We start from the raw sequence: 20,487 nt of genomic DNA on the forward strand, positions 1-20,487 counted from the left end.
CACCCTCTGTACGCGGACGGTTACGGCACCGCCGCGTCGATCGCCTTCACGATCCGCTTGTCGGAGACGGGGTAGGCGGTGCCGAGGGCATGGGCGAAGTAGCTGACCCTCAGCTCCTCGATCATCCAGCGGATGTCCAGGACCGAGGACGGGACCGGCCGGCCCTGGGGGAGCTGTTCCAGGAGCCAGGCGTACTCGTCCTGCATCTCGTGGACCTTCTCCATGCGCGTGGTGTCCCGCTGGACGCCCGTCGGCATCTGCTGCAGACGCCGGTCCGCGGCCACCAGATAGCGCATCAGGTCGGGCAGGCGGCGTATGCCCGCCCAGGTGACGAATCCCGGCTTCACCAGGGCGTCCAGCTGCTTGCGTACGTCCGTCAGGTTCGCCAGCAGCGCGGGGCTGCGCACGGCCTTCAGACGGCGTTCACAGGCCTGCCAGGCCGCGAGGACCTGCTGCACCTGGGCGACCGCGCGGACCGTCGTGTCGACGATCTCCGCGCGCACCTTGTCGTACAGCTTCCGGTACGACTCCTCGTCCCACACCGGCCCGCCGAAGTCCCCGATCAGCTTGTCCGCCGCCGCCATCGCGCAGTCGTCGAACAGGGCCTGGACCGAGCCGTGCGGGTTGGCGGAGAGGGCGAGCTTCTGGGCGTTCGTCAGCTTCTCGGACGCGAACTTCGCCGGGTTCACCGGGATGTTCCGCAGGATCAGCCGCCGGGTGCCCTTCCACATGGCCTCGGCCTGCTCGGCCTCCGTGTCGAAGAGGCGGACCGAGACCGTGTCGCCGTCGTCCACCAGCGCCGGGTACGCCTTGACCGGCTGGCCGGCCCGGCGGGTCTCGAAGACCCGGGTGAGCGTGCCGATCGTCCAGTCGGTCAGGCCCGAGCGCTCCAGGGACTCCCCGCCCTCGCGGGAGGCGGTCGCTGCCGCCGCCTGCGACAGGGCCTTGCGGGCCTTCGGCTTCAGCGTGAGCTTCAGCGCCTGAAGGTCCTTGTCCTCGGCCAGCTTCCGCCGCCGCTCGTCGACGATCCGGAAGGTGATCTTGAGGTGGTCGGGGACCTTGGACCAGTCGAAGTCGTCGGCCTCGAAGGGGACGCCGACCATCCGCTTCAGCTCGCGCGCCATCGTCACCGTCAGCGGCTCCTGCAGGGGCACCGCCTTGTCCAGGAACGCCTTCGCGTAGTTCGGCGCGGGTACGTAGTGACGGCGGACGGGCTTGGGGAGGGAACGGATCAGCTCCGTCACCACCTCCGCACGCAGGCCCGGGATCTGCCAGTCGAAGCCCTCGTCCGTGACCTGGTTGAGGACCTGGAGCGGGATGTGGACCGTCACGCCGTCGGCGTCCGCGCCCGGCTCGAACTGGTACGTCACCCGGAACTTCAGCTGCCCCTGCCGCCAGGAGTCCGGATAGTCGGCCTTGGTGACCGCCTCCGCCGACTCCCGGATGAGCATCTCCCGCTCGAAGTCCAGGAAGTCCGGCTGCTCGTGCCGCTTGTGCTTCCACCAGGAGTCGAAGTGCGCCCCGGACACGACGTGCTCGGGCACCCGCTGGTCGTAGAAGTCGAACAGCGTCTCGTCGTCGACCACGATGTCCCGGCGCCGCGCGCGGTGCTCCAACTCCTCGACCTCGCTGAGGAGTTTGCGGTTGTCGGCGAAGAACTTGTGGTGCGTGCGCCAGTCGCCCTCGACCAGCGCGTTGCGGATGAAAAGCTCGCGGCTCGTCTCCGGGTCGATCCGGCCGTAGTTCACCTTGCGCTGGGCGACGATCGGGACGCCGTACAGCGTGACCTTCTCGTACGCCATCACGGCCGCCTGGTCCTTCTCCCAGTGCGGTTCGCTGTACGTCCGCTTCAGCAGGTGCCCGGCGAGCGGCTCGACCCACTCCGGCTCGATCCTGGCGTTGACCCGCGCCCAGAGCCTGGAGGTTTCCACCAGCTCGGCCGACATCACGAACTTGGGCTGCTTCTTGAACAGCGCCGAGCCCGGGAAGATCGCGAACTTGGCGTTGCGGGCGCCCAGGTACTCGTTCTTGTTGCCCTCCCGTACGTCCTTCATCCCGATGTGGGAGAGCAGGCCGGCCAGGAGCGAGACGTGGACGCGGTCGGCGGGGGCGTCCTCCTCGCTGAGGTGGATGCCCATCTGCTTGGCGACCGTGCGCAGCTGGGTGTAGATGTCCTGCCATTCGCGAATGCGCAGGAAGTTCAGGTACTCCTGCTTGCACATCCGGCGGAAGGAGCTGGAGCCCCGCTCCTTCTGCTGCTCGCGGATGTACCGCCACAGGTTGAGGTAGGCGAGGAAGTCGCTGGTCTCGTCCTTGAAGCGGGCGTGCTGCTGGTCGGCCTGGGTCTGCTTGTCGGCCGGGCGCTCGCGCGGGTCCTGGATGGACAGCGCTGCGGCGATGACCATGACCTCGCGGACACAGTCGTTCCGGTCCGCCTCCAGGACCATCCGGGCCAGGCGCGGGTCGACGGGCAGCTGGGCCAGCTTGCGGCCGGTGTCGGTGAGCCGCTTGCGGGGGTCCTTCTGGGCGGGGTCCAGCGCGTGCAGCTCCTGCAGCAGCTGTACGCCGTCGCGGATGTTGCGGTGGTCCGGCGGGTCGATGAAGGGGAACTTCTCGATGTCGCCGAGGCCGGCGGCGGTCATCTGGAGGATGACGGAGGCCAGGTTCGTACGCAGGATCTCGGCGTCCGTGAACTCCGGCCGGGCGAGGAAGTCGTCCTCGCTGTACAGCCGGATGCAGATGCCGTCGGACGTACGACCGCAACGGCCCTTGCGCTGGTTGGCGCTGGCCTGGGAGATCGGCTCGATGGGCAGCCGCTGGACCTTGGTGCGGTGGCTGTAGCGGCTGATCCGGGCGAAGCCGGGGTCGATGACGTACTTGATCCCGGGGACGGTGAGGGACGTCTCGGCGACGTTGGTCGCCAGAACGATCCTGCGCCCGGTGTGCGGCTGGAAGACCCGGTGCTGCTCGGCGTGCGAGAGCCGGGCGTACAGGGGCAGGATCTCGGTGAACCTGTACTTCTTCCGCTCCAGCGCGTCGGCGGTGTCCCGGATCTCCCGCTCGCCGGAGAGGAAGACGAGGATGTCGCCCTGGCCCTCGCCCTGGAGCTCCTCGACGGCGTCGATGATGGCGGTGATCTGGTCCCGGTCGGCGTCCTCGGCGTCCTCCTCCAGCAGCGGCCGGTAGCGGACCTCGACGGGGTATGTCCGCCCGCTGACCTCGATGATCGGGGCCTCGCCGAAGTGCCGGGAGAAGCGCTCGGGGTCGATGGTCGCGGAGGTGATGACGACCTTGAGGTCCGGCCGCTTCGGCAGCAGCTGGGCGAGGTACCCGAGCAGGAAGTCGATGTTCAGCGACCGCTCATGGGCCTCGTCGATGATGATCGTGTCGTAGGCGCGCAGCTCACGGTCGGTCTGGATCTCGGCGAGCAGGATGCCGTCCGTCATCAGCTTGATGAAGGTGGCGTCCGGGTTCACCTGGTCGGTGAACCGCACTTTCCAGCCGACGGCCTCGCCGAGGGGCGTCCTCAGCTCCTCCGCCACCCGCTCGGCGACGGTCCGGGCGGCGATACGCCGGGGCTGCGTGTGCCCGATCATGCCGCGTACGCCACGCCCGAGCTCCATACAGATCTTCGGGATCTGCGTGGTCTTGCCGGAACCGGTCTCACCGGCGACGATGACGACCTGGTGATCGCGGATGGCCGCCGCGATCACATCCTTCTTCTGGCTGACCGGCAGCTGCTCGGGGTAGGTGACGGCGGGCACACGGGCACGCCGCTCACCGATCCGTGCCTCGGCCTTGCCGATCTCGCCCTCGATCTCGGCGAGGACGGCGGCGCGGGCCTCCGGCGTACGGATCTTGCGCGCGCCCTCGAGCCGTCGGCCGAGCCGGTGCGCGTCGCGCAGCGACAATTCGGTCAGGCGGGGAGCGAGGGTGCCGAGGACGGGGGCGGGATGCGTAGACATACGCGATCCAGGATCTCACCCCGCCCGAAAAACACGCGAACGATTTGACCGCGCTGTCTAGGGAGTGCGCTGGGGCGGAGGTGTGGCGCTCTGCGCAGCGACCTGCTGACCCAGCGCGATCGACTTCGCCGTGTTGGAGACGGCCTTGATGCCCAGGTAGGCGGTGGTCATGCTGCTCACGGCGGTGAACGCGGCGGTCAGGATGCCGACGATCACGGACTTGTCCCCGTCGAGCCGCCAGACGCCGAAGATCGCGACCCCGGCGATCGCGAGATTGCTGACGACGACCGCGAGCAGCCCGTATCGCGCCCGGTTCTTCTCCAGCTCGGTGTCCCCCACCACTGCCTCCCCCAGTCCCTGAGACGACGAAAGCCCCGTTCGCTGAACGGGGCTTTCTGGCTGTGGCTGGGGCCGGGGTCGAACCGGCGACCTTCCGCTTTTCAGGCGGACGCTCGTACCAACTGAGCTACCCAGCCACGAGGTTTCACGTGAAACCTCAGCGGTCCTGACGGGATTTGAACCCGCGGCCTCCACCTTGACAGGGTGGCGAGCACTCCAAACTGCTCCACAGGACCAAGCGTGCGTGCAACAGTGTCGCACACGGTATTGCGTGCCCCCAACGGGATTCGAACCCGTGCTACCGCCTTGAAAGGGCGGCGTCCTAGGCCGCTAGACGATGAGGGCTATCGGCCCGCCTGGGCGCTTCTCAGCGCGTCGGGGACGTGAGAAGCATATGGGATGGCGGGGAGTATCGCCAAAACGGTTTACGGCGAGGGGGTCGACGAGGTGGAGGGGGAGGGGGACGAGGCGCCCGGGGAAGGCGCGGTCTTCGGTCGGTTCTCGTCCGCCAGATGGCGGCTGACCTCGGCCGTCGTCTCGCCGAGTCCGCCCAGTTTGATCGCGTCCCAGGCCTGGAGGCGGTGGTTGCCGCGGCCGAGGTAGAGGATCGACGCCTCGATCGGGGCGGGGTACTCGCGCTCCACCGCCCGCAGCCCGCTTCCGCCCGTGGAGCCCTCCATGCGCAGCCGGGTGCCGTAGGGCAGCAGTTCGTCCCCTTCGTGGTGCAGATGGCCGCACAGCACCAGTGGCACCTCGCCGTCCGTCTCGCGGGCCGCGACCGGCTCGTGGGCGACGGCGATGTCGACCGGGGCGTGCCGGGCCTTCTGGTCGCGCAGGGCGCTGGCCAGCCGGTCGCCCGCCAGCCGCTCGGCCGCGTCGCCTCCGGGCGCCACCGAGCGGTCGGGGGTGAACTGCGGGTCGCCGATGCCGGCGAAGCGCAGGCCGGCGACCGTCTGGGCCCGGCCGTCGTCCAGGACGTGCACGTTCTTCATCCGCTCCAGATAGCGCTGGGTGGTCCGGGAGTCGTGGTTGCCCCGCACCCAGACGTACGGCACCCCCAGGTCCCGGATCGGGTCCAGGAAGCCGTTCTCGGCCGCTATGCCGTGGTCCATCGTATCGCCGGAGTCGACGATCACGTTCACCTTGTACTGCTCCACCAGCGAGGCGATGATCTTCCAGCTCGCCGGGTTGAGGTGGATGTCCGAGACGTGCAGGACCCGGATGGTGGAGGGGTCCGGCTGGTAGGCCGGGAGCGTGGAGGTGACGTCGTAGAGCTTCGTCACATTGGTCACCAGGCGGGCCAGTTCCTTCTGGTAGACGTCGAAGTCGGTGACGATGCTGCGCGCGTTGCCGACCACCGCCGGCGCCGAGCTGAGCAGGCCGGAGAACTTCGGTTCCAGGACCGACTTCGGGTTCCAGGTGGCGTACGCGCTCGCCCCTGACGCCGCCAGCAGCGTCAGGGCGAGGCCGCCGGCGGTCAGAGCCCGGCGGGGGCTGCGGTAGACGGCGAGGCCGAGGGTCGTGGCTCCGGCGACGACGGCGGCACAGGAGCGTACGGCCAGGTCCAGGGTGCCGTGCTCGACATCCTTGGCGACCTCGGTCTGGAGGCCGGAGATCCGCTCCGGGTGGTCGACCAGGGCCTGGGAGCGGAGCGGGTCGAGCTGGTCGACGTTCACGTCCAGGCGGACGGGGGCCACATGGCTGTCCAGGGTGAGCGCGCCCAGCGGCGAGATGTTGATCTTCGTGCCGCCGCTGAGGGAGGGGCGCAGTGCCATCGTCGTGTTCATGGGCCCGACCGGGGCCCGTACGTTTCCGACGATCAGCAGGCCCAGCCAGGCGCCGACCAGCACGACGGCCGTGAGGCCGAGGGCCTGGAGCCAGGGGCGGGGCCGGGCGGCGAGTTCCGGGGTGGCCGGTTGCGGGGCGGGGAGCGGGCGGATGGCGCGGCGGGCGGTGCGCGGACGGCTCGTCGTGCTGCGCAGGCGGTTCGTCGTGGTGCGCAGACGGCTCGTCAGCGTGCGGAGGGCTGCGACGGGGACGCGGACCATTGGTGCCGTATGCCCAAGTCCGGGGGTGGATATGCGGTGCCGCACCGCTCTCGTACGGGTCGTACGGGGCCCCTGTACCGGACAATGACCGTGTGCTGGAGATGACGCGCGAGGAGTTCGAGGAGCTGGTCGCCGAGGCGCTCGACCGGATCCCGCCGGAGCTGACGCGGCTCATGGACAACGTGGCGGTGTTCGTGGAGGACGAACCGCCCGCCGACGACCCCGAGCTGCTCGGCCTGTACGAGGGCACGCCCCTGACCGACCGGGGCGAGTGGTACGCGGGCGTGCTGCCGGACCGGATCACCATCTACCGCGGGCCGACGCTGAGACTGTGCGACAGCCGCGCCGACGTCGTCGCGGAGACCGAGGTGACCGTGGTCCACGAGATCGCCCACCACTTCGGCATCGACGACGCCCGGTTGCACGGGCTCGGGTACGGGTGAGGGGCCGCGCCGAGACGGACGCCCGGGCGGGGGCGGCTGGGTGGAGCCCGCGAGTGGCCGGGTTGCCGGGTTGGCTGGGCGCCGGTGGAGCTGTGGCCAGGCGGTGGCCCAGTGCGCACGCTGGGCGCCGGTGTGCGTGCGGCTGGGTGGCGTGCGGCTAGGCGCCGGTACGCGGGCGGCTGTGGCTGGGCGGGGTGGGCCCGTGTGGCTCGGCCGGGGTGTGGGCGGAGCGGTGTGAGGTGTGTGGTTGGGGTGTGGGGGCTGTTCAGGTAGGTGTCGATGGCGGCGGGGCGCGTGTCTTCTTGTGGGCGGGGGGAGTTGGGGAGGTTGACTTCTTTCCTTGCCTACGGAGGTGGCCGCCGTGCGCCCCTTGTCCGTACCCGTCCGGCTCACCGTCACGGTGCTGGCCCTCGCCGCTGCCGCCGGTTGTGTGAACGTGGGTGACGACGCGGGCCCGGCCAGGCCCTCGCACTCGGCGGGGCAGCGCGGCGGCGAGGCGCCCGACGGCGGCCCGTTCCACGGCGCCGGCAGCCTCGGCGGTCACGACGGCAGGGCGGACGGCAAACACGAGCACGACCGCAAGGCGAAGCGGGGCGAGGAGTCGCCCTCCGCGTCGGCCACCCCGTCCGGCGCGGCCAGCGCGCCCGCGGCCCCGGCGAACCCCGGCAGGCCCGGGCGGACCGTCGACCCCGGGAACCCCGGCCCGACCGAGGTCCCGCCGCCCCCGCCGACCACCTCCGCCCCGCCCGAGCCGCCGGCCTCCACCCCGCCCCCGGCGACCTCGGCGCCCCCGTCGGCCGAGCCGTCCTCCTCGGCGCACGCGGAGACCGGACCGCAGCTGGTCCAGCGCGAGCCGGCGCCCACGGCCGGGATGCCGGCGTGACCGGCCCGCATCCTGGAGCCGACCTGCGGTTATGAGTCTCGGTTTGCCTTCAGGGGTGGTGGGTGCGTATGGTGGTAGATCGTTTGATCCCATTTGCCCGGCGCCACCACAGAGCGCGCCGTGTGGCGCGTACTCTCCCTTGCCGTGGCGGACCGCATTGAGGCGGTCGTGAGCGAATCACGGAGTTGACGGGCGCGTGCCGACGAGACTCCGGAAGGTTTCGCATTCGCATGTCCGTGTCCAGTACTGATCAGTTCGTCGTGTCCGAGAACGAGTTCAACGAGCTCAGCGAGCTCGACAAGGAACTCGCCGACGCGACGACCGAGATCACCGAGGCCCCCGAGGCCGCTGACACCACCCCCCAGACCACCTTCGCCGACCTCGGCCTGCCCGAGGGCGTCGTGCGCAAGCTCGCGCAGAACGGCGTAACGACCCCCTTCCCGATCCAGGCCGCGACCATCCCGGACGCCCTGGCCGGCAAGGACATCCTCGGCCGTGGCCGTACCGGCTCCGGCAAGACCCTCTCCTTCGGCCTGCCGACCCTGGCCCAGCTGGCCGGCGGCCGCACCGAGAAGAAGCGGCCCCGCGCCGTCATCCTCACCCCGACCCGCGAGCTCGCCATGCAGGTCGCCGACGCCCTCCAGCCGTACGGCGACGTCGTCGGCCTGAAGATGAAGGTCGTCTGCGGCGGCACCTCGATGGGCAACCAGATCTACGCCCTGGAGCGCGGCGTCGACATCCTCGTCGCCACCCCGGGCCGGCTGCGCGACATCATCAACCGCGGCGCCTGCTCCCTTCAGGACGTCCAGATCGCCGTCCTCGACGAGGCCGACCAGATGTCCGACCTGGGCTTCCTGCCCGAGGTCACCGAGCTGCTCGACCAGGTCCCGGCGGACGGCCAGCGCATGCTCTTCTCCGCCACGATGGAGAACGAGATCCAGACCCTCGTCGACCGCTACCTGAACAACCCCGTCTCCCACGAGGTGGACGCGGCCCAGGGCGCGGTGACGACCATGTCGCACCACATCCTCATCGTGAAGCCCAAGGACAAGGCGCCGGTCACCGCCGCGATCGCCTCCCGCAAGGGCCGCACGATCATCTTCGTCCGCACCCAGCTGGGCGCCGACCGCGTCGCCGAGCAGCTGCGCGACGCCGGTGTGAAGGCCGACGCGCTGCACGGCGGCATGACCCAGGGCGCCCGTACCCGCACGCTGGCCGACTTCAAGGACGGTTACGTCAACGTCCTGGTCGCGACCGACGTCGCCGCCCGCGGTATCCACGTCGACGGCATCGACCTGGTCCTGAACGTGGACCCGGCCGGCGACCACAAGGACTACCTGCACCGAGCCGGCCGTACCGCCCGCGCGGGCCGCACCGGCACGGTCGTATCCCTCTCCCTGCCGCACCAGCGGCGCCAGATCTTCCGCCTGATGGAGGACGCCGGCGTCGACGCGGCCCGGCACATCATCCAGGGTGCCGGCGCCTTCGACCCGGAGGTCGCCGAGATCACCGGTGCCCGCTCCATGACCGAGGTCCAGTCCGAGTCCGCCGCCAACGCCGCCCAGCAGGCCGAGCGCGAGGTCGCCCAGCTCACCAAGCAGCTGGAGCGCGCCCAGCGCCGCGCGACCGAGCTGCGCGAGGAGGCCGACCGGCTGGTCGCCCGGGTCGCCCGCGAGCGCGGTGAGGACCCGGAGGCCGCGGTGGCCGAGGCACAGGCGACGGCGGCCGAGCAGCTCGTCGTGGCCGAGGAGCCGGCGCAGCGGGAGACCGAGCGCGAGGAGCGTCCGGCGGCTTCGGCACCGTACGAGCGCCGTGAGCGGCGTAACTTCGACCGGGACCGTGGCGAGCGGGGCTTCGAGCGCCGTGAGGAGCGGGGCGACCGCGGTGGTTACGACCGTGGTGACCGTGGTGGCCGTGGTTTCGACCGCCGTGACGAGCGCCGTCCGTTCGACCGGGACCGTGGCGAGCGCGGTTTCGAGCGCCGTGAGGAGCGTGGCGACCGTGGTGGCCGTGGCTTCGAGCGCCGTGACGACCGTCGTCCGTTCGACCGTGACCGTCGTGACGACCGCGGTGGCCGCTCCTTCGACCGGGACCGTGGCGAGCGCGGTTTCGAGCGCCGTGAGGAGCGTGGCGACCGTGGTGGCCGTGGCTTCGAGCGCCGTGACGAGCGCCGTCCGCTCGACCGCGACCGTCGTGACGACCGTGGCGGCCGCTCCTTCGAGCGCCGTGACGACCGTGGCGGTTTCCGCCGGGACGAGCGCGGTGGGCACCGGGGCAGCGACCGCCCCTTCAACCGTGACCGCCGCGACGACCGCCCGGGCTTCCGCTCCGGCGGCCACGAGCGCCCGCACGGCCGCCGTGACGACCACCGGGGCAACGGCTCCTTCGGCCGCCGCGAGGACAAGCCGCGCTGGAAGCGCAACGGCTGACGCCGCGTGACTTCCGAGTGACCTGAGAAGGGCCCGTACGACGACGTCGTACGGGCCCTTTTTCGCCACCGAGTGACGCATGTCACGCCCCCTGCGGGGGAATTGCTGGGGGCATGACAGATGACGCGAGAGTGAGCGGCCCGCAGGAAACGTCCGGGCCGTCCGGCCCGTCACGCCCGTCCGGCCTGTCGGACGAGGAACGGCTGGCCCAGCTCGGTTACACCCAGGTCCTCGCCCGCCGGATGTCGGCGTTCTCGAACTACGCCGTCTCCTTCACGATCATCTCGGTCCTGTCCGGCTGCCTGACCCTCTACCTCTTCGGCATGACCACCGGCGGCCCCGCGGTGATCACCTGGGGCTGGGTGGCGGTGGGCCTGATGACCCTGTTCGTCGGCCTGTCGATGGCCGAGATCTGCTCGGCGTACCCCACCTCCGCGGGCCTGTACTTCTGGGCCCACCGCCTCGCACCGGCCCGCTCGGCGGCGGCCTGGGCCTGGTTCACCGGCTGGTTCAACGTGCTGGGCCAGGTCGCGGTGACCGCCGGCATCGACTTCGGCGCGGCCTCCTTCCTCGGCGCCTGGCTGAACCTCCAGTTCGGTTTCGAGGTGACCCCCGGCCGTACGGTCCTCCTCTTCGCCGCGATCCTGATCCTGCACGGCCTGCTGAACACCTTCGGCGTCCGGATCGTCGCGTTCCTGAACGACGTCAGCGTGTGGTGGCACGTCCTGGGCGTGGCGGTGATCGTCGGCGCGCTCGCCCTCGTCCCCGACCACCACCAGTCGGCGACGTTCGTGTTCACGAAGTTCGTCAACGAGACGGGCTGGGGCAGCGGCACGTACGTCGTCCTCCTCGGCCTGCTGATGGCCCAGTACACCTTCACCGGCTACGACGCCTCCGCCCACATGACCGAGGAGACCCACGACGCGGCCACGGCGGGCCCGAAGGGCATCGTCCGCTCGATCTGGACCTCCTGGATCGCCGGCTTCGTGCTCCTGCTGGGCTTCACGTTCGCGATCCAGTCGTACGACAAGGAACTCACGTCCCCGACCGGCGCGCCCCCGGCCCAGATCCTGCTGGACGCGCTGGGAGCGACGACCGGCAAGCTGTTGCTGCTGGTGGTGATCGGCGCGCAGCTCTTCTGCGGCATGGCGTCGGTGACGGCCAACAGCCGCATGATCTACGCCTTCTCGCGCGACGGCGCGCTGCCCTTCTCCCGCGTCTGGCACACGGTCAGCCCGCGCACCCGCACCCCCGTGGCGGCCGTCTGGCTGGCCGCGCTGGCCGCCCTGGCCCTCGGCCTGCCCTACCTGATCAACTCGACGGCGTACGCGGCGGTGACCTCGATCGCCGTCATCGGCCTCTACATCGCGTACGTCATCCCGACCTTCCTGCGGGTCCGCAGGGGCGCCGCCTTCGAACGCGGGCCGTGGCACCTGGGCCGCTGGTCGGGTGTGATCGGGGTGGTCTCGGTGCTGTGGGTGATCGCGATCACCGTCCTGTTCATGCTCCCGCAGATCTCCCCGGTCACCTGGAAGACCTTCAACTACGCCCCCGTCGCCGTCCTGGTCGTCCTCGGCTTCGCCGCGACCTGGTGGCTGGCCTCGGCCCGCCACTGGTTCCTCACCGGGGAGCGGGCCGCCGCTACGAACCCGGTCGAAAAGTGACACACCTCCCCGTGACGCGGCCGGTCCGCCAATACCCGATCGGAGACCGGGCCGCGTCCGGCTATGCTCGGACAGGCAACATCGCCTGGGCCCTTAGCTCAATTGGCAGAGCAGTGGACTTTTAATCCATTGGTTGTGGGTTCGAGTCCCACAGGGCCTACGGCTGCGGGGGAGGGTTCATCCCCTCTGACCTGCGAAGGAGCGCCCCGGCCGACTTGAACGGCCGGGGCGCTCCGAGGTTCCGCGTCCGGGAAGGGGATGAGGACGCCGTCGACGTCGAGAAGCCGGCAGGACGGGCGCGTCGGGTTTCTCCCGGGGGAGTGGGGGCTGGGGTCAGAGCTTGCGCGCGCTCCACGAGCGGGCGACCCCAGCCGACAACACGCGCGACACCGGCTGAAGTTGCCCCGCTCCATTGAACTCCCCACGAAATGGGGTGACGAGTGGCCTTGACCGTTTTCCGAGGTCTCATCACGGTGGGTGGCCTCGACGCGTTCTTCAGGGCGTGGGTGCGGTGAGATACCGCTGGACCGTGGGTCCGAGCCAGTCCACGATCTCGTCGCGGTCGAGCGCCACGCTCGCCGGGAACCGCAGCACGTAGCGCGTCAGCGCGAGCCCCAGCACGGTCGAGGCGCACAGTGCCGCCCGCGTCGGCGCCTGCTCCGGGTCGGGGCCCACCTGGCGGGCCAACGGGATCAACTGCTCGCGCAGCACACTCTGCATGCGATCGGCGGCGGCCGGATCGGTGGCTCCGACCCGCATCAGTGCGGTGAGCTCCCCGTTCTCCTCCCACAGGGTGAGGAAGCGGCTCACCAGCGTACGGCCGATCGCCTCGCGCGGTTCGACGGGCAGGTCGGGCAGTCCGGGGTCGATCGCGACGGCAGCTGCGAACAGGCCCGCCTTGCTGTCGTAGTAGCGCATCACCATCGACGGGTCGATCTTCGCGTCGCGCGCGATGGCCCGGATGGTCGCCTTCTCGTAGCCGTCCGCCGCGAACCGCTCGCGGGCCGCGGTGAGGATCGCGGCGCGGGTTGCGTCGGAACGCCGGACGGCCTGCTGGTTCTCCGTGGTGCCGGTCATGCCTACGAATGTAGGCCAACGACTGTTGACAGTCCAGGGTCGCACCCTTACGTTTGCCAACACGCGTTGCCAACGCGTGTTTGCAAGGTCTCTCTGAGCGGACAACCGATAGCGAGAGGACGTACCGAAATGGCCAAGCTCCAGAGTCTCGACCCGCACACGCCGATGTTCGCGCAGTTCCAGGAGAAGACCGGGCCCATCGTCCTGGCCAACACCTTCGTCGTCCCGAAGGAGAGGTACGCGTCGTTCCTGCCTCTCTTCCGGCGGCAGGCCGAGTTCATGAAGGCTCAGCCGGGATTCGTCTCCCTGCAGATGCACAAGGGGACGGCGGACAGTCGGCTGCTGATGAACGTCGCGGTCTGGGAGTCGACTGAGGCGCTCGCCACGGCGTTCGGCAGCCCGGAGTTCCAGCGCATGGCGGCCGAGTTCCCCGACGACATCGTGTCGTACCCGCACATCTTCGAGCGGATCGACGTATGACGCGGCAGCTGTAACCAGGGGAGGCGGCCGGAGAAGCCCCGCGAAGCCGACCGCCGGGAAAGGCCCAGGCAGACGATCTTCTGCCGGTGAGCGACGGCCTGACTTGGGTTCGAGTCCCACAGGGCTGTCTCTTTTCCGGCCGGGGTAGGTGTTTGCCCACCCCAGAAGTAGGTTTCGGCCCATGGCGCTTGCCGGGCCCCTCGCAGCAGCATGATCCGCAGGTCACAGCGTGTGGCCGGATGACGAGACGGGGGGCGGATATGTGGCCGTTTCCGGTGGGTGGGGCGCCGTGGCCGGCGGGCGTGCTCGTGGCGTTGACCGCGGTGTGCGCGGTGCTGGCCTTCAGGGCGGAGCAGGCGCGGGACCGGCCGGGGCGTGCCGCGCGACCGGCCGGGCGGATCGGCTGGCCGGTCGTGGCGGGGCTGGTGGGTACGGCCGCGTACGGCAGTGTGCCGACCCTGCTGTTCGCCCTGCACGCCTCCGCCGGATCGGGCGGCTACATCGTCACCGTGCCGGAGCTGCAACCCGACGGGCTGCTGCCTGCGGCGCTGCTGATGGCCGGCCTGCTGGCCGCCACGCTGCTCACCTCGGCGCGCGTGCCCAGGCGGTGGGTGCTGCCCGTGGTCGCGGCGGTGACCGGCGAACTGCTGGAAGGGACGTACTGGCTCACGCATTCCTCTGCCGGCTACGGGCAGACACTGCTGAACGTCCTGGTGGGCTGTGTGAGCGTCCCGGTGCTCGCCGCCCTCGCCGGTGCGGCTCTGCTCCGGCCGGCGAACGGCAGGCCCGCGCGTCTGGCCGCAGCCGGCGCGCCGAGGTCGGCGCGCTGGGCCCTGCTGCTGCCCGCCGTCGTGGTGATGACCGGCGACCTGCTCGGCCTCGATCTGTGGCAGTTCGCGTCACCGGGCACCGGGATCGGACCGGCGGTGGTGGGTTACCTGGCGGGACTGGCGCTGCTGGCGGCCGTCGTGGCCGGACTGGTGCGGTGGCCCGGGGCGGCGGCGAACCTGGCTGTCCTGGGGCTCGTGGGGATCGGGGCGTACGACGTCGCCCAGAGCGGGTTCGGACAACACCTGGTGCTGGTGCGGAAGTTCGGCTCCCCGTCCGGGCCGGCACCGTCCCTCCCCCTGGAGATCGCCCACCATGCGTCGGTCCTCGGCGGCATCCAGGGGGCGGTGCTCCTGGCCCTCGGGCTCTGGCTGCTGCCCAGAACCGTGCTGGCGGACGTCGGCCGGCTGCTGGGACGGGAGCCTGACCCGGCGCTGGCCCGGCGGGTGCGGGAGCTGACCGAGACGCGGGCCGAGGCGGTCGGCTCCGCCGCCGCCGAGCTGCGCAGGATCGAGCGGGATCTGCACGACGGCGCACAGGGACGGCTGGTCACCATCGGGATGAACCTCCGGATCGCCGAGGAGATGATCCACAGTGATCCGCACGAGGCCGCCGCACTGGTCGTGGAGGCCCGCGTCGCCTCGGCGGCGGCACTGGAGGAACTGCGCGGCCTGATCAGGGGGATGCACCCGCCGATGCTGGCCGACCGGGGCCTGGGGGAGGCGGTCCGGGCGCTCGCGCTGGACCTGCCCCTGCCCTGTGAGACCGAGATCGATCTGCCCGGGCGGCTCGCCGCGCCGCTGGAGTCGGCCTGCTACTTCGCCGTCGCCGAGGTGGTCACCAACGCCGTCCGGCACGCCTCGGCGCACGGCCTCCAGATCCGCATGGCCCGGACGGACGGGCGCTTGCGCATCGAGGTGGTCGACGACGGGGTGGGCGGCGCGGATCCCGCCCGGGGCACCGGGCTGGCCGGGGTGGAGCGACGGCTGGCGGCCTTCGACGGCATCCTGGCGGTCAGCAGCCCGCCCGGAGGGCCGACGATCGTGGTCATGGAGGTGCCGTGCGCGTAGTCGTCGCGGAAGATCTCTTCCTGCTCCGGGAGGGGCTGGTCAGGCTGCTCAAGGCGCGTGGGTTCGAGATCGTGGCGGCCACCGACAGCGCGCCGGGCCTGCTCGGCGCGCTGCTGGAGTTCCGGCCGGACCTCGCGATCGTGGACATCAGGCTGCCGCCCACCCACACCGACGACGGTCTGCGTGCGGCGCTGAACGCCCGGGAACGGATACCCGGGCTGCCGATCCTGCTGCTCTCGCAGTACGTCGAGCAGATCTACGCCCAGGAACTGCTCGCCGACCAGGCCGGAGGGGTCGGTTACCTGCTCAAGGACCGGGTGTTCAGCGACGACCAGTTCATCGACGTGATCCGTACGGTCGCCGCGGGCGGCACGGTCATGGACCCCCAGGTGGTCACCAAGCTGCTCGGCCGCTGCAGCCGTGGCGAACGCGGGCCCCTGTCCGGGCTCACCGAGCGGGAACGCCAGGTGCTCGAGCTCATGGCCGAGGGACGCTCCAACAGCGCCATCGCGAACCGGCTCTTCATCAGCGAGAAGGCCGTGTCCAAGCACAGCACCAGCATCTTCACCAAGCTGGAGCTCGCCCCCTCCGACGACGACAACCGCCGCGTGCTGGCCGTGCTGGCCTACCTCATGTCCGTGCCACGTGAAGGCCGCATTCCACCGGGTCACTGAGCTGATCAAGACCGGAACATCGCCGGCCCCGGGCCGGCGCCCCAAACCCCGGGCGTGGCCCGGTGCTGCCCGAAAACCCAGGGAGGGTCCGTGACAACCACGCCGTTCATCAACCAAGAAGGAATGACGCGCCGTCGCATGCTCGGAGCCGCGTTGACCGTCGGGGTCACCGTGCCGATCGGCGTCGCAGGTCGGGCGCGGGCGGCTTCGACCGCCGCCCCGGCCCCGGTGCAGCTCACCCTGCCCGAGCCCACCGGACCGTACCCGGTGGGCACGGTGCCCCTGCACCTCGTCGACACTTCCCGTCCCGATCCCGTGGCCGGCCCCGGGCATCACCGGGAGTTGATGGCCGCCGTCTGGTACCCCGCCCGGGGCGTCAAACGGTATCCACCGGCCCGCTGGACGTCCCCCGCCGTGGCGCGGGCGCTCCTCACCTCGGCGGGCTTTCCGGCCGATGTCGCGGTGGCGCCGCTCACGGCCGGCCACGAGGGCGCCCCGGTACTGCGAACGGGCCGCCGACTGCCCGTCGTCGTCTTCTCGCACGGCGCGCACGATCACCGTGCGGACACCACCATCGTGGTGCAGGAGCTTGCCAGCCACGGGTATGTGGTGGTCACGGTGGACCACACGTACGACGCGTTCAGCGTGTTCGCCGACGGCCGGCTGACGGTCCCGCTCGACCGACCCGCCCTGACACCACGGGACTTCGCCACCGACATCCGGTTCGTGCTCGACCGCGTCGAGGATCTCGCGGCCGGGCGCAACCCCGACGCCGAACACCGGCCGCTGCCGGCCGGGTTGCCCGGCGCCCTCGATGCGCAGCGCATCGGCATGTTCGGCTGGTCGAAGGGCGCGTCGGCGACGGCCTTCGTGATGAGTGAGGACCGGCGCGTCCGGGCCGGGCTGAGCTTCGACGGGCCGATGCAGCCGACGGTCACCACCGACCTGGACCGGCCGTTCATGCTGATGACCGCCGAGTTCCCCCGGGCCACGCAGCCGAGCGTGGCCGAGTTCTGGTCCCACCTGCGGGGATGGCGGCTCGCCATCCAGGCGGAGGGCGCGGTTCACTCGTCGTACTGCGACGTCCAGTTCCTGGTCCCACAGCTGGCGAAGGCGACCGGGATGAGCGCCGCAGACCTTCAGGGCTGGATCGGCACCCTCGATCCCGGCCGGGCGGTACGGATCCAGCAGGCGTACCCGCTCGCGTTCTTCGACCTACACCTGCGCCACCACCGGGAGCGCCTGCTGGACGGTCCGAGTGCGGCCTTCCCAGAGGTGAAGTTCATCCCATGAACTTCAGGCCCGCGGCGTGGCGTGACGGAGTCGTCGTACGGGGACAGGCCGCGGGCTCCACGCCGGCGGCCTGTCCCTGTTCAAGAAGGGGTTACCAGCAGAGCCTGCTGATCGTGTGGGAATCGCAGATACCGGACGGGGCGGCCGAAGCCGTACCGGCCGGGATAGCAAGAGCCGCGAGGAGCGCGGCGATGAAGAGAGCGGCGAAGTGTCGCATGGGAACGGTCCTTTCTGGGTCCTCCGGCAAGACGCGTGTCTTGGGGGAATGCGTCCCAGGCTTGCCCAGACCCGCACCGTGCGCATGTCGAACGCACGCGGGCAGTAGCCGAGCCGGGGTCGCCGAACCCCTCTTTCGGCTCGTTTGGGCCGGTGAAAGCGGCTGGTCAGGCGGGGGTGCCGGAGCGAAGCCGAGTACCGGGCCGGCGTGCGGCAGAAAGGAGGAACGCACTGGCCGTTGGCCTTCCCTTGGCCGTGGGTTCGACTTCCCAGGGCGCGGCCCTCGGCCGGTCCCTGCATCGGTCCAGCCGGTACGTTGCTCTTCCAGGCACGACGACCACAGGCCTCCGGTCCCGCCCGCAGGAACTCGCACGAAGGAAACGGACCCCCGCCCATGCCCGCCTTCCGCCTCGCCCCCGCCGTCGCAGAAGCCTTCCCCGGCGCCCGCATCGCCCTGGTCACCGCCACCGGCGTACGCGGCCGCGAGCCCTGGCCGCACACCGTCACCGCCCTGGCGGAACTGGAGCAGCGGCTCGCCGACGGGACCTGGCGGCCCGCCGACGAGACCGACCCCCGTATCGAGGCCTGGCACACCGCCTACCGTGCCTTCGGCACCAACCCCCGCCGCATCCGCCCCAGCGTCGACGCGCTCGGCCGCAGGCTCGCCAAGAGGGGCAGCCTGCCGCGCATCAACCCGGCCGTCGACTCGTACAACTCCGTCTCCGTACGGCACGGCCTGCCCGCCGGCGCCTTCGACCTGGACCGGGTCACCGGTGACATCGGCATCCGGTACGCCATCGGCACCGAGTCCTTCACCCCGCTGGGCGAACCGGACACCGTCGAGAACCCCAAGCCCGGCGAGGTCATCTACGCCGACACCACCGGGGTCCTGACCCGCCACTGGAACCACCGCGACGCCCACCGCACCCGCGTCACCGAGGACTCCACGCACATCGCCTTCGTCCTCGAGACCCTCCACGCCGACCGGGACGGCGACCTCCTCAAGATGGCGGCCGACGAACTGACGGGCCTCCTCGCCCCGCACGCCGAACAGACGACCGTGCACCACCTCACCCCCGAACAGCCCGAGGCCACGGTCTGATCCGGTTCGCCTCCAAGGCTTGGTGGCGAGCGCGCGGTCAGCCCCGCCGTGGCCGAGGCCGGGACGGATCAGCCCTCCGCCACGATCCGCTCCACCGCCGCCGACACCAGTTCCTCGCGCTCCGCTTCGCAGAGCACGTCCGGCAGGGTGAGCTGTTCGACGATCAGCCAGTTCAGGGCGAGGTAGAGGAGCTTGACGGCCGTGGCGTCGCCGGGGAGGCCGGAGGCCTCGTGATAGGCGACGTTGGCCTCGAGGTCGGCGCGGACCCGCTCGGTGAGCACCGTGCGCAGCTCCGGACGGCGGGTGGCCTCCAGGCGGAGTTCCAGCAGCGCGAGGTAGCCGGTGCGGAAGGAGCTGACGCGGCCCACGAGTTCGCGCATCAGCTCCGCGTACGTCTCCCGGTCGCGGCCGGCCGACCGCTGGCGGGCGATGGTGGCCTCGTCCGGCTGGAGCCGCTCATAGACGCGGGAACCGGCCTGGGTGAGCAGATCGTCGCGGCTGGAGAAGTAGTTGGACGCCGTACCGGGCGGCACGGCGGCCTCTGCGTCCACCGCGCGAAAGGTCAGCCCGCGCGCGCCTTCGCGCGCCAGCACCTCGATCGCGGCGTCGACCAGCGCGGCACGCCGTTCGTCGTTGCGTCTCACCATGGGATGTCCGGCTCCATGTGCGGGTACTCCAGCAGAAAACCACTCCGGCCAGAGTACTCCGTCCGTAGTTGTCCGCGCTCCATTTCATACACGAACAAGACGTACGACCGGTCGTATACCTTCTCGTGGCCGCTTGTGGCACGATGACGGGGATGGAGAGCGAACGACGGGGCGCGGAGCCCGGCGCGGCGCGGGGAGTGCTGGGTGCGGAGGGGCCCGAGGTGACCGATCTGCGGCTGGTGCGCGGCGCGCGTGCCCGGCAGCGGGTCGCCCGGCGCGCCGTCGACATCGCCTCGCTGGACGGGCTCGACGGGCTCAGCATCGGCCGCCTGGCCGCCGACCTCGGGCTGAGCAAGAGCGGTGTGCAGACGCTGTTCAGGACCAAGGAGAACCTGCAGCTGGCCGCCGCCGAGAGCGCGCACCGGGAGTTCGAGCGGGCGGTCGTACGGCCCGCGGAGTCCGTACCGGCGGGCTCCGCCCGGCTGCGGGCGCTGATCGAGCACTGGATCGCCTACGCGCAGACGCCCCTGTTCGCCGGTGGCTGCTTCTGGGCAGCCAACCTTCCCGTCTACGACAGCCGCCCCGGCCCGGTGCGCGACGCCCTGTTCGCCCACCGCGAGGCCTGGCTGAAACTCATCGCCGGGCAACTGCGGCGGTCCGCCGGCCCGGATGCCGACGCCTCGCTGGACGTGGAGCTGGCCGCGTTCCAGATCGATGCCGTGTGCACCGCGGCCAACATCGACATGCGGCTCGGGGACGACGGCGCCGCCGGGAAGGTGCGCCGGGTGGTGGAGGGGTTCCTCCGGGGACGGAGGTGATCCGCGCCGCGCGCGGGGCCACGGGGTTGTGGGCGGCCGGTGACGCGCCTTTGCCGGAGACCGACCTCGCGTCCTTCCGGCGCGCTGGTCATGCGGCGGCGCGCTCGGCCGGGTCCGGGGCCGGGCTCCGGGTCCTGGACACCGGTCTCGCCTTCTTCGACGCGGTGGACATCGCCGGTACGGCAGTCCTGGCCCACCGCCGTCTGCCGGTCGTCGCCTTCAGCGCAGCCGTACTCCAACCCGGCTCCGCCGTAAGGGAGTTCATCGCTTCACCGCCCTGGTCGGGGCCGTTCGCCGACGCGGGTCTCCGGCTGCCGGCACCCGCGGAGCCGGACGCACCCATCGACCGGGTCGATCTGAGCGCGCCGGCCCGGGCCGAGCTGACGGCGGCTCGCTACCGGGGGCCGCAGACGCTGGGCGAGCCGATGCTCAACTGGTGGGACCGGCCCTCCCGTAGGCCCGCAGAAACGCCGCCACCCCGCCCCTGATCAGCACGCCACGGCCGCGCTCC

16 protein-coding genes and 4 tRNA genes are annotated in these 20,487 nt (G+C 71.0%); 12 read left to right on the plus strand and 8 right to left on the minus strand.

Annotation, left to right across the window (positions count from 1 at the left end; genetic code table 11):
- Positions 1–20: 20 nt before the first annotated feature.
- The 6 genes from hrpA to BFF78_RS22395 all read right to left on the minus strand — a co-directional run bounded on the left by hrpA (position 21) and on the right by BFF78_RS22395 (position 6,352).
- Entirely contained in the window at positions 21–3,965 is a 3,945-nt protein-coding gene (gene hrpA, locus BFF78_RS22370; protein WP_069780016.1) for an ATP-dependent RNA helicase HrpA, read from the minus strand.
- 57 nt (positions 3,966–4,022) lie between these two features.
- The gene (locus tag BFF78_RS22375; protein ID WP_069780017.1) at positions 4,023–4,304 is read right to left on the minus strand and encodes a hypothetical protein; all 282 of its coding nucleotides are present in this window, start codon (positions 4,302–4,304) and stop codon (positions 4,023–4,025) included.
- A 63-nt stretch (positions 4,305–4,367) separates the two neighbouring features.
- A tRNA-Phe gene (locus BFF78_RS22380) sits at positions 4,368–4,441 on the minus strand.
- A gap of 24 nt (positions 4,442–4,465) precedes the next feature.
- Positions 4,466–4,540 (minus strand) — tRNA-Asp (locus BFF78_RS22385).
- A 36-nt stretch (positions 4,541–4,576) separates the two neighbouring features.
- Positions 4,577–4,649: transfer RNA gene (locus tag BFF78_RS22390), tRNA-Glu, on the minus strand.
- A gap of 80 nt (positions 4,650–4,729) precedes the next feature.
- The gene (locus BFF78_RS22395) at positions 4,730–6,352 is read right to left on the minus strand and encodes a metallophosphoesterase family protein (protein ID WP_079161427.1); all 1,623 of its coding nucleotides are present in this window, start codon (positions 6,350–6,352) and stop codon (positions 4,730–4,732) included.
- A gap of 92 nt (positions 6,353–6,444) precedes the next feature.
- Here BFF78_RS22395 and BFF78_RS22400 point away from each other — a divergent pair, with 92 nt between their 5' ends.
- The 5 genes from BFF78_RS22400 to BFF78_RS22420 all read left to right on the plus strand — a co-directional run bounded on the left by BFF78_RS22400 (position 6,445) and on the right by BFF78_RS22420 (position 11,931).
- Complete coding sequence (locus BFF78_RS22400; protein WP_069780018.1) at positions 6,445–6,795, plus strand: metallopeptidase family protein; 351 nt, start codon at positions 6,445–6,447, stop codon at positions 6,793–6,795.
- 361 nt (positions 6,796–7,156) lie between these two features.
- The gene (locus tag BFF78_RS22405) at positions 7,157–7,678 is read left to right on the plus strand and encodes a hypothetical protein (protein ID WP_069783735.1); all 522 of its coding nucleotides are present in this window, start codon (positions 7,157–7,159) and stop codon (positions 7,676–7,678) included.
- A gap of 230 nt (positions 7,679–7,908) precedes the next feature.
- A complete protein-coding gene (locus tag BFF78_RS22410) occupies positions 7,909–10,107 on the plus strand; it encodes a DEAD/DEAH box helicase (protein ID WP_069780019.1) in 2,199 nt (732 codons plus the stop codon).
- A 113-nt stretch (positions 10,108–10,220) separates the two neighbouring features.
- Positions 10,221–11,771, plus strand: a complete 1,551-nt coding sequence (locus tag BFF78_RS22415) for an amino acid permease (protein ID WP_227025903.1) — start codon at positions 10,221–10,223, stop codon at positions 11,769–11,771.
- Between the two features lie 87 nt (positions 11,772–11,858).
- A tRNA-Lys gene (locus tag BFF78_RS22420) sits at positions 11,859–11,931 on the plus strand.
- A 335-nt stretch (positions 11,932–12,266) separates the two neighbouring features.
- Here BFF78_RS22420 and BFF78_RS22425 read toward each other — a convergent pair.
- Positions 12,267–12,848, minus strand: a complete 582-nt coding sequence (locus tag BFF78_RS22425; RefSeq protein ID WP_069780021.1) for a TetR/AcrR family transcriptional regulator — start codon at positions 12,846–12,848, stop codon at positions 12,267–12,269.
- Positions 12,849–12,977: 129 nt separating this feature from the next.
- On the opposite strand from BFF78_RS22425, the gene BFF78_RS22430 reads away from it, so the two are divergent.
- The 5 genes from BFF78_RS22430 (at position 12,978) to BFF78_RS22450 (ending at position 18,511) form a co-directional block, all read left to right on the plus strand.
- A complete protein-coding gene (locus BFF78_RS22430) occupies positions 12,978–13,328 on the plus strand; it encodes an antibiotic biosynthesis monooxygenase family protein (protein WP_069780022.1) in 351 nt (116 codons plus the stop codon).
- 302 nt (positions 13,329–13,630) lie between these two features.
- Positions 13,631–15,226, plus strand: a complete 1,596-nt coding sequence (locus BFF78_RS43515) for a sensor histidine kinase (protein WP_227025904.1) — start codon at positions 13,631–13,633, stop codon at positions 15,224–15,226.
- Complete coding sequence (locus BFF78_RS22440) at positions 15,217–15,900, plus strand: LuxR C-terminal-related transcriptional regulator (protein WP_069780024.1); 684 nt, start codon at positions 15,217–15,219, stop codon at positions 15,898–15,900. The genes BFF78_RS43515 and BFF78_RS22440 overlap by 10 nt, the downstream gene beginning before the upstream one ends.
- 123 nt (positions 15,901–16,023) lie before the next feature.
- Positions 16,024–17,193, plus strand: coding sequence for an alpha/beta hydrolase family protein (locus tag BFF78_RS22445; protein ID WP_227025905.1), 1,170 nt, complete (start codon positions 16,024–16,026; stop codon positions 17,191–17,193).
- A gap of 610 nt (positions 17,194–17,803) precedes the next feature.
- A complete protein-coding gene (locus BFF78_RS22450; protein ID WP_069780026.1) occupies positions 17,804–18,511 on the plus strand; it encodes a B3/B4 domain-containing protein in 708 nt (235 codons plus the stop codon).
- Positions 18,512–18,579: 68 nt separating this feature from the next.
- On the opposite strand, the gene BFF78_RS22455 is transcribed toward BFF78_RS22450, so the two are convergent.
- Positions 18,580–19,158 (minus strand): TetR/AcrR family transcriptional regulator, encoded by a 579-nt coding sequence (locus BFF78_RS22455; RefSeq protein ID WP_069780027.1) that lies wholly within the window; start codon positions 19,156–19,158, stop codon positions 18,580–18,582.
- A gap of 152 nt (positions 19,159–19,310) precedes the next feature.
- Between BFF78_RS22455 and BFF78_RS22460 the strand changes: the two genes are divergently transcribed.
- Entirely contained in the window at positions 19,311–19,976 is a 666-nt protein-coding gene (locus tag BFF78_RS22460; RefSeq protein WP_069780028.1) for a TetR/AcrR family transcriptional regulator, read from the plus strand.
- Between the two features lie 50 nt (positions 19,977–20,026).
- Positions 20,027–20,464, plus strand: a complete 438-nt coding sequence (locus BFF78_RS22465; protein WP_159033041.1) for a hypothetical protein — start codon at positions 20,027–20,029, stop codon at positions 20,462–20,464.
- Positions 20,465–20,487 lie beyond the last annotated feature (23 nt).

It is taken from the genome of Streptomyces fodineus (assembly GCF_001735805.1).
Classification (GTDB): Bacteria; Actinomycetota; Actinomycetes; order Streptomycetales; family Streptomycetaceae; genus Streptomyces; species Streptomyces fodineus.

What these genes read in the sequence shown, in the direction of transcription:
- hrpA (WP_069780016.1), bottom strand. Translation starts at nt 3,965, where the DNA reads ATGTCTACGCATCCCGCCCCCGTCCTCGGCACCCTCGCTCCCCGCCTG.
- BFF78_RS22395 (WP_079161427.1), bottom strand. Translation starts at nt 6,352, where the DNA reads ATGGTCCGCGTCCCCGTCGCAGCCCTCCGCACGCTGACGAGCCGTCTG.
- BFF78_RS22410 (WP_069780019.1), top strand. Translation starts at nt 7,909, where the DNA reads ATGTCCGTGTCCAGTACTGATCAGTTCGTCGTGTCCGAGAACGAGTTC.
- BFF78_RS22415 (WP_227025903.1), top strand. Translation starts at nt 10,221, where the DNA reads ATGACAGATGACGCGAGAGTGAGCGGCCCGCAGGAAACGTCCGGGCCG.
- BFF78_RS22425 (WP_069780021.1), bottom strand. Translation starts at nt 12,848, where the DNA reads ATGACCGGCACCACGGAGAACCAGCAGGCCGTCCGGCGTTCCGACGCA.
- BFF78_RS22430 (WP_069780022.1), top strand. Translation starts at nt 12,978, where the DNA reads ATGGCCAAGCTCCAGAGTCTCGACCCGCACACGCCGATGTTCGCGCAG.
- BFF78_RS22445 (WP_227025905.1), top strand. Translation starts at nt 16,024, where the DNA reads ATGACGCGCCGTCGCATGCTCGGAGCCGCGTTGACCGTCGGGGTCACC.
- BFF78_RS22450 (WP_069780026.1), top strand. Translation starts at nt 17,804, where the DNA reads ATGCCCGCCTTCCGCCTCGCCCCCGCCGTCGCAGAAGCCTTCCCCGGC.
- BFF78_RS22455 (WP_069780027.1), bottom strand. Translation starts at nt 19,158, where the DNA reads ATGGTGAGACGCAACGACGAACGGCGTGCCGCGCTGGTCGACGCCGCG.
- BFF78_RS22460 (WP_069780028.1), top strand. Translation starts at nt 19,311, where the DNA reads ATGGAGAGCGAACGACGGGGCGCGGAGCCCGGCGCGGCGCGGGGAGTG.